10 protein-coding genes are annotated in these 12261 nt (G+C 71.8%); 5 read left to right on the plus strand and 5 right to left on the minus strand.

Annotated elements, in window-relative coordinates; genetic code table 11:
- Nucleotides 1-242 precede the first annotated feature (242 nt).
- From ACZ3YL_RS03705 to ACZ3YL_RS03725, 5 genes are all read left to right on the plus strand, one after another.
- Entirely contained in the window at nt 243-3104 is a 2862-nt protein-coding gene (locus ACZ3YL_RS03705) for an ATP-binding protein (RefSeq protein WP_465655125.1), read from the plus strand.
- Between the two features lie 194 nt (nt 3105-3298).
- On the plus strand, nt 3299-4540 hold the full coding sequence (locus ACZ3YL_RS03710; protein WP_188302001.1) for an ABC transporter substrate-binding protein: 1242 nt from the start codon (nt 3299-3301) through the stop codon (nt 4538-4540).
- The gene (locus ACZ3YL_RS03715; RefSeq protein WP_465655126.1) at nt 4512-5450 is read left to right on the plus strand and encodes a carbohydrate ABC transporter permease; all 939 of its coding nucleotides are present in this window, start codon (nt 4512-4514) and stop codon (nt 5448-5450) included. Before ACZ3YL_RS03710 ends, ACZ3YL_RS03715 begins: the two co-directional genes overlap by 29 nt.
- Nucleotides 5447-6265 carry a carbohydrate ABC transporter permease gene (locus tag ACZ3YL_RS03720; RefSeq protein ID WP_188302003.1) on the plus strand — a complete coding sequence of 273 codons (819 nt, stop codon included), beginning with the start codon at nt 5447-5449 and terminating at the stop codon, nt 6263-6265. The genes ACZ3YL_RS03715 and ACZ3YL_RS03720 overlap by 4 nt, the downstream gene beginning before the upstream one ends.
- Before the next feature lie 120 nt (nt 6266-6385).
- A complete protein-coding gene (locus ACZ3YL_RS03725; protein ID WP_465655128.1) occupies nt 6386-7345 on the plus strand; it encodes an AraC-like ligand-binding domain-containing protein in 960 nt (319 codons plus the stop codon).
- A gap of 198 nt (nt 7346-7543) precedes the next feature.
- On the opposite strand, the gene ACZ3YL_RS03730 is transcribed toward ACZ3YL_RS03725, so the two are convergent.
- From ACZ3YL_RS03730 to ACZ3YL_RS03750, 5 genes are all read right to left on the minus strand, one after another.
- Nucleotides 7544-8383, minus strand: coding sequence for a metal ABC transporter permease (locus ACZ3YL_RS03730; RefSeq protein WP_465655130.1), 840 nt, complete (start codon nt 8381-8383; stop codon nt 7544-7546).
- The gene (locus tag ACZ3YL_RS03735; RefSeq protein ID WP_465655132.1) at nt 8380-9279 is read right to left on the minus strand and encodes a metal ABC transporter permease; all 900 of its coding nucleotides are present in this window, start codon (nt 9277-9279) and stop codon (nt 8380-8382) included. The genes ACZ3YL_RS03730 and ACZ3YL_RS03735 overlap by 4 nt, the downstream gene beginning before the upstream one ends.
- Nucleotides 9266-10168, minus strand: a complete 903-nt coding sequence (locus tag ACZ3YL_RS03740) for a metal ABC transporter ATP-binding protein (protein WP_465655134.1) — start codon at nt 10166-10168, stop codon at nt 9266-9268. Before ACZ3YL_RS03740 ends, ACZ3YL_RS03735 begins: the two co-directional genes overlap by 14 nt.
- The gene (locus ACZ3YL_RS03745) at nt 10165-11127 is read right to left on the minus strand and encodes a metal ABC transporter solute-binding protein, Zn/Mn family (protein ID WP_465655136.1); all 963 of its coding nucleotides are present in this window, start codon (nt 11125-11127) and stop codon (nt 10165-10167) included. Before ACZ3YL_RS03745 ends, ACZ3YL_RS03740 begins: the two co-directional genes overlap by 4 nt.
- A gap of 391 nt (nt 11128-11518) precedes the next feature.
- Nucleotides 11519-12205 carry a YoaK family protein gene (locus ACZ3YL_RS03750; protein ID WP_465655138.1) on the minus strand — a complete coding sequence of 229 codons (687 nt, stop codon included), beginning with the start codon at nt 12203-12205 and terminating at the stop codon, nt 11519-11521.
- Between the last annotated feature and the right edge of the window lie 56 nt (nt 12206-12261).

The raw sequence follows: 12261 nt of genomic DNA on the forward strand, positions 1-12261 counted from the left end.
TGACCTGGAACGTCGCCCGCACCGGCGCCGCCTGCGGACCGTCTCGGCCCGTCCGCGGAACCGCGCTGAGCGGCGCCCGCCCGACCGGGCGGGCGCCGCTCTCGCGTTCTACACCTGCACCAGTGCCCTGACCTGGACTGACGTAGGCTGTGTGCACGCAGAGAACAGTCACGGTGCGCCGAGAGTCATGTGCCCGGCAGCGCGTCGGCCGGTCCCGGCACACGACCGGCGGGAGGGCGTCCATGACATCGGTGATCGACACGGCCGGCTTCCCGGACGGCGGGAGCCCGGTTCGCCGCCGGAGCCGGGCCGTCTCCACGGCCGCCGTGCCGGGGCCGGTCGCTTCGTCCGGGCAGACGGCAGGGTCGGGCGGTCCGCTGTCCCGTAGCGGCCTGCGCGGCCGAGAGGCCGAGCTCGAGGAACTGCAGGCGCTGATCTCCTCGGTGGCCCGCACCGGAAGCGGGAGGTTGGCCCTGATCCGGGGGGAGCCGGGTATCGGCAAGACCTCACTGCTCGCCGAGGCCGTCTCCAGGGCCACCGCGGCGGGATTCTCGGTCAGCCTCGGCAAAGCCGACGAGCTGCACCACCTTGTGCCGCTCTCGTCGTTGGCGGCCTGCCTCCTGCACGGCGATCAGCCGCTGTTGTCCGGCGATGCCCTCGCCGGTGTCGCCGGCAGTCACGATCGGCGGATCTGGCTGGTGGAGCGCCTGGCGGAGGCGATCGAGGCCAGGGCCGGCAGCGTGCCGGTGCTGATCGGTCTGGATGACGTGCAGTGGGCTGATCAGCTGAGCCGCTTCGCCCTGCAGCACCTCCCGAGCCGCCTGCGGACCTCGCCGGTCCTGTGGATACTGACCGGGCGACGGGAGCCCGCGGGCCCGGCGGAGGAGGTCGTCGCAGCCGCGACCGGCAACCTTCCGACGGCCACCGTGTCCTTGGGGCCCCTGTCCGGCGCGGCCATCGGTCAACTGGCCGGCGACACCCTCGGAGCAGCGGTTGACCAGCGGGTACGGGGCTTGCTCGACGGGGCCGGCGGGAACCCGTTCCTGGCGGTCGAGATGCTGGCCGGGCTGCGGACCGCCGACGCCTCGCAGGAGGTCGTGCCCTCCGGACTCGTGGTGGGTGTGCGCGGCAGGCTCAGGTCCCTGCAGCCCGGCACGCTGCGCTTCCTGCGGATGGGAGCGGTACTCGGCGGCAGCTTCGACTTCCACGACGCCGCCGCGCTCTGCGGCCGGCCGACGGCCGCACTGATCCCGGCGCTCGAGGAAGCGGTGCGCGCCGGACTCCTGGACGACGACGGCGACCACCTGGTCTTCCGGCACGATCTGCTGCGCCAGGCGGTCTACGCCGACATCCCGCCGTCGGCCCGCAAGGCGCTGCACCGCGAGGCCGCTCACCGCCTCGTCGCCGCGGGCCGGCAGCCGATCGACGCGGTGCCGCACATCCTCAGGGGGGCGCTGCCCGGGGACGAGGAAGCCGTGGCGCTGCTGCGGCGTGCGGTCGACGACGTGCTGACGGTCACACCGGGCCTGGCGGCCGACCTGATGACGCGCGCGCTCGAACTGGCGCCATCGGCAGGGCCGTTGAAGTTCGCGGTGGGCGAGCAGACGATCCTCTGTCTGACCCGGGCCGGCCGGAACCGCGAGGCGCTGGCGACGGGCGACCGGCTGTTGGCGGACCGGCCTTCGCTGGAGACGTTCGGTCGGCTGCAGGCCGCCCTCGGCGGGACGCTGTGGACCATGGATCTCGCCGGCGAACTGCGCCGCCGGGCCGAAACCGCTCTCGCCACCGGGGGCGCCGCCCCGGAGATCCGTGCACGGCTGGCCGCCCTGCGCGCACTGGCCCTGTCCCGAGGCCGTGATCTGGTCGCGGCGCGGGAGGCCGGCGAGAGCGCGCTGGATGCCGCTACCGCGATCGGTGACCGGGAGGCCCACGTCCTGGCCCTGTCCGGGCTCGGCGAGATCGCGCTGAACGCGGGTGAGAGCGCGGTCGCGCTGGGGCGCTTCGCCGCGCTGAGCGCCATCGATCCCGCTTTTCTTCCCGAGGAGATCGTCGCGCACCTGCACGTGGACGACTTCGAGTCCAGCGGACGACTGCTCCTGCGGGCGGCGGACAAGGCCGGGGCGGTGCGTCAGGCCATGCTGATGTGGGCCCAGGGCCAACACGATCTGGGGCTCGGCCGGCTCGACGACGCCGACGCCGACTTCGTGACCATGGAGCGCCTGGAGGACGAGGTACAGGTGCCCGTCCAGCAGGTGAACGGTCGTGTGATCCGCTCCCGGATCGCCCTGCTGCGCGGCGACCGGGAGGCGGCGCGGGAGCACCTGCTCGCCGCCCGGGAAGGACTGGCGGTCAAACCGAACCCGGGCAACACGGCCGCGGTGCGCTTCCTGGAGGCGGTCCATGCCGAGGCCGACGGGGACGTCGGGCTCGCCGTCGACAGGATCCGCCACGTGCAGCAGGCAGGACCCTTCATGCGGTGGCGGCTCCTGCGCGACTGGGTCGACTCCGCGATCCGCGTGTCCCTCAGCGGCGGGGAGCGCGAGCTCGCCGAGGACCTGGCCGCGCAGGCCGAGGCCCATGCCGAACGCAACCCGTCCGTACCGACCGCCGCGGGCATCGCGGCGCAGGCCCGCGGACTCGTGCGGAACGATCCGGCCGTCCTCGAACACTCCGTGGAACTGCTCAGGTCGAGCCCCCGCCCACTGGCCCGGGCCGCCGCCTGCGCCGACCTCGGACAGGCACTCCTCTCGGCAGGGCGACGGAGTGAGGCGGTGACCGCGCTGACCCACGCGCGTGGCACGTTCGCCGAGTCGGGCGCCCACGCCGCGGCGGCACTCGTCCAACGTGCTCTGGAGGGTGCCGGGGCCGGCAGCCGCAGGGCGGCGACCACCCAGCGCCCCGTCCAGGGCTGGGGCGCCCTCACGCCCTCGGAGAAGAAGGTCGCGCGCCTCATCGCCCAGGGCCGGACCAACCGGTCGGCGGCCGACGTGCTCGTCGTGTCCCCGCACACCGTCAACACCCACCTGGCGTCCGTCTTCCGCAAGTTGTCGATCGGCTCCCGGGTCCAGCTCGCCAACCTGGTCGCCTCCTTGCCCGACGACTGAGCGGGGCCCGGCCACCGGGCACGCCGTAAGCACTCCCGGGGGTGTTTAATGTGCGTTCGAACGGGAAAGCCCGGTCGGTCCGATGAACGGCACCACCGGAGTCCACGCCGTCACGCGACCGTTCCGCACCCCAGCACCCAGTCACCCGAGCGCCCAGTCACCCAGTCACCCAGTCACCCGGCAAAGGCAGCAGCATGACCTCACCGGCCAGATCGTCGGCACGGCGGATCGCCGCCCTCCTGACCGGGATCCTCGTCCTGGCGCCGGTCGTCACCGGGTGCGGTGGCGGGCCGACCGGGGGCGAGGTCACCTCCATCACCGCGCTCGACTACTACACCGACGGAACCGAACACACCCAGTGGGGCGACATGCTCACCGACTGCGGCAGGACGGTCGGGGTGCGGGTCGAGCAGACGAGCGTCCCGGGGGCCTCGCTCATCCCCAAGGTCCTGCAACAGGCGTCGTCGCGGACCCTCCCCGACCTGTTGATGCTCGACAACCCCGATCTGCAGCAGATCGCCCGGACCGGCGCGCTGACCCCGCTGGACGGCTACGGCATCGACTCCAGCGGCTTCGCCCGGGGAATCCTGTCGGCGGGCACCTACCAGGGACGGGTGTACGGGCTGGCCCCCAACGTCAGCACCGTCGCCCTCATCTACAACAAGGACATGCTCACCGAGGCCGGTGTCGCCGTCCCGAGGACCTGGGACGAACTGAAGGCGGCCGCCGCCGCGCTGACCCGCCCCGGGCGCTACGGAATGGCCGTCGACGCGAACGCGACATTCGAGGGCACCTGGCAGTTCCTGCCCTTCCTGTGGTCCAACGGCGGTGACGAGCGGCACCTGGACACCCCGCAGGCCGCACAGGCACTCCAGCTCTGGGTCGACCTGGTGCAGAGCGGATCCATGTCGAAGTCGGTGCTGAACTGGACGCAGGCCGATGTCCACGATCAGTTCGTCGCCGGAAGGACAGCCATGATGATCAACGGCCCGTGGCGGATCCCGGCCCTGAACCAGGACGAGAACCTGCACTGGGGAGTGGCCCCCGTACCCGTCCCCCAGTCGGGACGGACTCCGGTCACACCGCTCGGCGGCGAGGTGTGGACGGTCCCGCAGAATCCGTCCAGGACCCGGCAGGAGAAGGCCGCCCGGGTTCTCGCCTGTCTGAACTCCCCCTCGAACATGCTCACCCTGGCCCAGGAGCACTTCACCGTGCCCTCCCGCACCGCGGTGGCCGCGCAGCACGCCGAGGCGATCCCGTCGATGTCCGCCTTCACGGACAGCGTGGCGGCGGCGCGCGCCCGCACCGACGAGCTCGGCGTCGAGTGGCCCAGGGCGGCGACGGGAATCTACACCGCGGTCCAGTCCGCGCTGACGGGTGAGCAGACACCGGAGGTAGCCCTCAGCCATGCGCAGCAGACCGCGACCGGCCGCTGACCCGTCCCCGGTTCGGCGCGGGGAGCGATGGGCCCGGTGGATGTTCATCGCGCCCGCCGCCACGTACCTGCTGCTGTTCTTCGGCTACCCGATCGTCGAGAACGTCGTGATGAGCTTCCAGCAGTACACCGTCACGACGTTCTACACCGGTGACGCACCGTTCGTGGGACTGCGGAACTACGAGACGATCCTCTCGTCGAGCCGCTTCCCCCACACCCTGCTGACCACAGTCTTGTTCACGGCCGGCTCGGTCCTGGGGCAGTTCGCCGTCGGCCTGGCCCTCGCCCTGTTCTTCCAGCGCCGCTTCCCGCTCGGCGGCGTGCTGCGATCGCTCCTGCTGCTGCCGTGGCTGCTGCCGCTGGTGGCCTCCGGAACCACGTGGAAGTGGATGCTCGACCCCGACACCGGAGTCGTCAACGCGGTGCTGCGCGGCCTCCACCTCTCGTCGTCCGGTGTCCCCTGGCTCACCGGCACCTCCCAGGCGCTGATGTCGGTGGTCCTCGTCAACATCTGGGTCGGAGTCCCCTTCAACACCGCGATCCTGTACGGCGGTCTGCGGGACATCCCCCCGCACCTGTACGAGGCGGCGAAGCTGGACGGCGCCGGCCCGCTGGCCTCGTTCCGCCACATCACCTGGCCACTGCTGCGGCCCGTGGTGAGCGTCGTGCTGGTGCTGGGCGTGGTCTACACGGTCAAAGTGCTGGACATCATCCTGGTGGTGACGGGCGGAGGGCCGGCGAACGCCACGGAGACCATCGCCACCCAGTCCTACGAACTCTCCTTCCGGCAGTACGACTTCGGGCGCGGTGCCGCGATGAGCAACCTCCTCGTCCTCCTCTCCCTGGTGTTCGCCCTCCGCTACCTGCGCGCCGGGCGACGCGCCCGGGCCGTCTGGGAGGCCGTCCCATGAAGCGCCCACCCGGCCGCGGCGGCCCGCTGTCCACCCTCGTCGGGACAGCCCTGCTCGCGCTGATGCTGTTCCCCGTCTACTGGATGGTGAACGCCTCCCTCCAGCCGGCCGGCAACACCCTGCGGGGAGGGTGGCTCCCCCTCCATCCGGACCTCAGCGGATACGCCACCGCGTTGCGCGACCAGGGGCGCAACCTCGTCACCAGCCTCGTCGTGGCCCTCGGCAGCGTGGTACTCAGCCTCGCACTCGCCGCACCGGCGGCACACGCCCTGGCCCGGTTCCGCCTGCGCGGCACCAACCTCGTACTCCTCGGCGTCCTGACCGCCCAGACGGTGCCGAGCATCGTCGTGGCCGACGCGCTCTACGGCGCCTACAACGACCTGGGGCTGCTGAACTCCTACCTCGGGCTGATCCTCGCCGACTCCACCACCGGAGTCCCCTTCGCGATCGTCATCCTGCACGCGTTCATGCGGAGCATCCCCGAGGAGATCATCGAGGCCGCGCACGTGGACGGCGCCGGCCGGCTGCGCGTCTTCCGCTCCGTGGTCCTCCCGATGAGCCGCAACGCGTTGATCACGGCCGCCGTCTTCACCTTCCTCTTCGCCTGGAGCGACTTCCTCTTCGCCCTCACGCTGACCACCACGGAGACCGTCCGCCCGATCACCCTGGGCGTCTACCAGTACCTCGGCGCCCACACGAACCAGTGGAACGCCGTCATGGCCACCAGCGTCCTGGCGTCCGTTCCCGCCGCCGTCCTGCTCGTCGTCGCCCAGCGCCACGTCACCAGCGCCGTCAGCGGCGCGGCCCCGAAGTGAGGACCACCCCCGATCTAGTAGGTTCACGCGATGTCCCGCCGCGGGCCCGCTGGCAGGGTGTTCGGGAAGGCCCCCCGGTGGACGGGGATACCGATGGCCGATCGACCCGAGAGGAATCCGGTGCCCGCAACTCTTCTCTCCACTGCGCGACTGTCCGCCGCCGACCGGGCCGAGAGCTGGCACGAGACGGTGTCCCGTGCCTTCGTGCCGTTGGCGGTGGACCTCCTGGAGGAGGTGCCGTCACCCGGGACGATCGTCAGCCATCGGCTCGGATCGGTGCGGATAACGAGGGTCCAGGCGGGGCCACAGGTGGTGACGCGCAGCAGGCGCATGATCGCCGCGGGGGGCGCGCCGTCGATCGTCCTCAGCCTGCAGCAGCGTGGTACCGCGATCAAGGAGCAGGACGGCAGGGAGTCCGTCATCCGGCCGGGTGAGTTCTCCATCACCGATACGACCCGGGTCTACCGGAAGAGGATCGAGGAGGGGTTCGTCTTCACGTCCTTCCAGTTCCCCCGCGCGGAGTTGGACGTGTCGGAGCGGGACGTACGGGCACTGACCGCGACGTCGTTCAGCGGGACGGAGGGCAGCGCCGCGCTGGTGACGACCTACCTCGCGCGGATGGCGCGCGAGGCGGAGAGCCTGGACGAGGCCGTCGGCCGCCGGGCCGCGGCCACGGCGCTCGACCTGCTGGCGCTGCTCGTCGACGACCGGTCCGGGCGCTCCCAGCCGCAGGCTTCGCGGACGGCGGGCTCGCTGGAACGGGTCAAGGAGCACATCCTGCGCAACCTCCGCGATCCGGACCTGTCGCCGTCCACGATCGCCGAGGCGAACCTCATGTCGGTCCGCTTCCTCCACAAGCTCTTCCACCTCGAAGGCACCACGGTCGGCGGGTGGATCCGAAAGCAGCGACTGGAGCGTTGCAGCCGGGACCTCCTGCGCCCGGTGTCCGCAGAACTCGGCGTGGCGGGGATCGCCCGGCGCTGGGGCTTCGCCAACTCCAGTCACTTCAGCCGCGCCTTCCGCGCGGCCTACGGCATGACGCCGAGTGACTGGCAGGCCGGCGGCAAGCCGACGGGATGACCCGCCACCGACCCTTGTTTCCGAGCCGAGGAAGCCGGTCCAGCGCCCGGAGCACCTCGGCGCGCTGCGGAGTCAGCCGACGAAGCGGATCAGCGCCCGGGCCGGGCGTCTCGGCTCTCGTCTCCCGCCGCCGCGCGGCCCGTACGAACCTGCTGGTCTTCTCACCGGTCACGGCCACCCCCTGCTTCCGCGGGCGCTTCAGGCCGTGGCCGGACGAGCGGCGGTCCGGTTCGGGCGGACGAGGAAGGTGGCGGCGTAGACGCAACTGGCGGCGGCCATGATCGCGAAGCTCGGCGGCAGCGTGGGCGCTGCCGCGCTGAGCAGCAGCCCGCCCCACATCTCCACGACCGCGAGCGCGGCGGACAGCGCGAGCGCGCGGAACGGACGGTCGGTGAGCCGGATCGCCGCGCCCGCCGGGGCGGCGAGCAGGCCGAGCAGCAGCAGCGAGCCGACCGCCTGGGTGGCCTCACCCGCGCAGACACCCACCAGCGCGAGGAACCCGAAGCCCAGCAGCCGTACCGGCACACCCCGTGCGGCGGCTACCGCCTCGTCCAGGGTGGCGAACAGCAGTGGCCGGGCGATCAGCAGCACGACCACGCAGACCACGCCCGCGATCACCACCGCGAGGGTGGTCTGGTTGCCGTGCAGGCCGAAGATCGAGCCGAACAGCACGCTCGTGCCGGCGCCGCCCTGCGCCCCGCTGCGGGAGGTGGTGTAGATGGTCAGGAAGAACGCGCCCAGGCCGAGGATCCACGCGAAGACGCTGCCGATCACCACGTCGTCCGCCCGGCCACGCCGACCGAGCCCGCCGATCAGCAGGCCCACGCCGACGGTCGCGGCGAACAGTCCGAGCCGCAGGTCGTAGCCGCCGGCCAGGGCTGCCATCGCGCCGGTGAACGCGACATGGCTGAGCGCGTCACCGGTGAAGATCTGGGCCCGCAGCACCAGGAAGTAGCCCACCAGCCCGCAGGCCAGGGCGATGAACGTGCCCGCCAGCAGGGCGTGCTGGAAGAACGCCTGGTCCAGGACGGACATCATGCGGCACCTCCGGTCGCGAGCGGCGTACGCGCCCGGCCGGCCGCCTCCCGGGCGAAGCGGTACAGGTGCGCGAGGACGAATCCGGCGAAGGCGAAGCCGGTGACGAAGAACCCGAGCGGGTACGGCTGGTAGTACGCCGCGATCAGCCCCGCCCAGCAGACCACCAACCCCAGCATCACCGACAGCAACAGGCTCAGCCCCGGCCGGGCGGTGAGCTGCTGGGCGGTCGCGGCCGGGATCACCAGCAGCGCGAACACCAGCAGCGTGCCGGTGATCTGGCTCGCCTCGGCCGTGGCCGCGCCCAGCAGCACCAGGAACAGCGCGCCCAGCGGCCGTACCGGTACGCCGCGTCCGGCCGCCACCTCCGGATCTACGGAGGCGAACAGCAGCGGACGTCCGACCACCGCCAGCACGGCCAGCACCACCGCGCCGACCACCGCCAGGATCGCGACCTGGCCGGTGGTGATGCCCAGGAAGTCACCGAACAGCAGCGCCGTCGGCCCCTCCAACAGGCCCTTGTACAGGCTGATGAACAGGTACCCGCAGGCCAGTGCGAACGCCTGCACCGTGCCGGTGACGGCGGACTCCTCCGACCCGCCGCGCCGCAGTACGGCTATCACGAGGGCGGCGGCGACGCAGAACCCGAAGTAGCCGAGCGAGGTGGAGAAACCCGCCAGGATCGCCAGGGAGGCGCCGGGGAAGGCCGCGACGGAGAGCGTGTGCCCGGCGAAGGTCTGCCGGCGCAGCACCATGAACCAGCCGACCACCGCGCATACCACGGCCACGATCGCTCCCGCGCGGAAGGCGTTCACCATGGACAGGTAGGACCACATGTCCTGGAAGTCCGCGACGAGGTTCCAGGAGAAGACTGGTGAAGCGGCGTCAGCCAGTGGCATCGCGGCCTCCGGTGCCGTGCCGGTCGGTGTGGACGGCCGGGGCCTCCGGCTGGCCGACCACCACCAGCCGCCCGTCGCTGGTGCGCAGCACCTCGACGGGCGTGCGGTACAGCCGGGTCAGTGTCTCCGAGGTGATCACCTCGGCCGGGGTGCCCGAGACGGCGCCGCCCTCGGCGATGTAGACCACCCGGTCCAGGTGGTGGAGTATCGGGTTCACGTCGTGGGCGACCATCACCACCGACACCCCCTCCAGGTGGCAGATCTTGCCCAACAGGCAGGCGATCGCCGCCTGGTTGGTCAGGTCGAGGCTGTCCAGCGGCTCGTCCAGCAGCAGCACCCGCGGTCGCCGCACCAGCGCCTGGGCGATCAGCAGCCGCTGCTGCTCGCCGCCCGAGCACTGCCCTATCGGACGGTGCGCGTACGTCGCGGCACCGACCAACTCGACGACCTCCTCGACGCGTTCGCGCGCGGCCCGGCGCTTCGCCCGGCCCAGGCCCGGGACGGGGATCCCCCACGAATCCCCGTCCAGGCCCAGCCGCACCAGATCCACCCCGCGGATGCGCACACTCGCGTCGAAGTTGCGCCGCTGCGGCAGGTACCCGACGGCCGCGTTGCGCTCGCCGGGCGCCGCGCCGAGCACGCGGACCTCCCCGGCCGACGCCGGGAGGACCCCCAGCAGGACCTTGACCAGGGTGGACTTTCCGACCCCGTTGGGGCCGAGCACGGCGGTGAACTCCCCGGCCCCCACAGTCAGATCGACACCCGACCACAAGGTCCGCCCGCCCACGCGCACGGCGGCACCACGCAGCGACAGCACCGGCACCCGCTCGTCGCCGGGAGGGGTGCGCTCCATCTCCGTACGGACCTTCTCGGCCGGGTGGATGCTCACTTGCCCGTCGCCTGCTTCAGCGCGTCGGCGATGCCCTGCAACTGCTGGGCCTGCCAGTCCTGGAAGCCGGCGTTCGCCGGGGCGAGGGTCTCGGTGACCTGGGCGACCGGGATGCCCTGCGCCTTCGCGGCGTTGACCTGGGCGACCACGTCGGGGTTGGAGTTCTGGGAGTTGTAGACGTAGATCTTGATCTGCTTGCCGGCGATCTGCTGGTCGATGGCGGCCTTGTCGGCGGCCGTCGGGTCGGTGCCCTCGCTCTCCGCGTCCAGGAACGACTCCGGGGTCAGCATCTTCAGACCGACGCTCTCCGCGAGCGGGGTGACGATCGACTCCGAGGCACCGATCGGCGTGCCCGCGTACTTGGCCTTGATGTCCGCTTCGAGCTGGTTGTACCTGGCCAGTGTCTGCGTGGTGAAGGTCTGCTTCTGGGTGTCGAAGTAGGCCGCGTCGGCCGGGTCTATCTTCTTGTAGTCGGCGGTGATCCGGTCGATCACCTTGGTGACGCTCTCCGCCGAGTACCACTGGTGCGGGTTGTCGCCCTCCTTCTTGCCCAGCAGGTCCCCGACCTTCAGCGCGGTCCGGCTCGGCGCGGGGTTGGCGGCGAGCAGCTTGTCCGACCAGGCGTCGTACCCGATCCCGTTGCTGATCACGTAGTCCGCGCCCGCGACCGTCCGGCCGTCGGCGGCGGTCGGCTCGTAGGAGTGCGGGTCGGTGTCCGGGTTGCTGATGATGCTGCTCACCTTGACGTGCTCGCCGCCCAGCTGCGTGGCGATGGAGCCCCAGAAGTTCTCCGCCGCGGTGACCTGGATGACCTTCGATCCGCCGGCGCCGCTCGAACCGGCGGACGAGGTCTTCGCCGAGGACGCGGTCGAGCACGCGGCGGTGGCGGTGAGGGCGGCGACGACGGCGACGCCGAGCACGGCTCTGAGCGGGTTGCGGCGGGACTGGGCGGTGCTCATGACGGGCTACTCCTCGCATACCTGCCGGCCCCTGTCCGGGGGACAGGGGCCGGCGCCGGTGGACAGCCCTCAGCCTAGGTGGAAACGATTTTCAGAACCAGAGCACTCAAGGTCGAGATGGAAATCATTGCCAAAACTTGGGAACCGCATGGCCGCGACCGCGGTGCCGGGGTTGGTGATCGCTCGTAGCGGAACCCCGGCCGACGCCCGGCCGGGGTTCCTCGATGCGGTGGGTACCGGTCAGCGCTGGAGGGTGAGGAGGCCCGGCCGCCACGGCAGTTGGTCGTAGGGACGGGTCGCGCTGGAGGACGTGCCCTGGCAGCGGAGCTGGACGTGGCAGGGATCGGCGGTCATGGTCTGGTCCGGGCTGCTGCGGACCAGGTCGCCGTGGTCACTCGCGGTAGAGCAGGGCAGTGGCACCCGCCAGGACGGCGCTGGCGACCAGGGCCCAGGCGATCTGCCCGTGCAGGACCAGGACCGCCCCCGGCGCGGCACCGGCGAGCATGGTGGCGACGGAGAGGACCTTCCGGCGCTGGCGGGGGGCGGTGCCGCCGGCGAGGCGGGAGTCGGCGGCCAGGCCGGTGAGGGTGAGGGTGAGCACCGTGGTGGTGAGGTCCGGTATGCCCAGGCTCCGCACGGTGGCGTTGCGGATGCCCATCGCCAGGGCGAGCAGGGCGATCACCGGGTACTGCACCGCCCCCTCGGGGCTCCGGACGAAGAGGACGACGGCGGCCGCGGCGTGCAGCACCGCTTCCAGGAGGAAGGCCGCCCGCAGGCGCGCCGGGCTCCGGACCGCGGCCTGTCGGGTCGCGAGCCGGCCGGCCAGTCCCGCGCCGAGGAGGAACGCGGCGAGGGAGGTGAGCGAGCCGGCGACGGAGAAGCCGGGTGCTCCGGCGAGGGCGAAGGCGATGACGACGACGTTGCCGGTCATGTTCGCGGTGAAGACGTGACCGAGGCCGAGGTAGCTGACGGCGTCGATCAGGCCGCTGACCAGGGTGAGGCCGAAGAGGGCCAGGGCCAGCGGGTGGCGGTCGCGGATCTGCGGTCCGGACGACTGCGGCGGCGGGGATGTGGTCACGACGGCTCCTCGTGCGGATAGGGGGATACGGGGCGGGTGGGCACCGCCGAAGCTCG

This window comes from Kitasatospora sp. NPDC023176 (assembly GCF_055560495.1).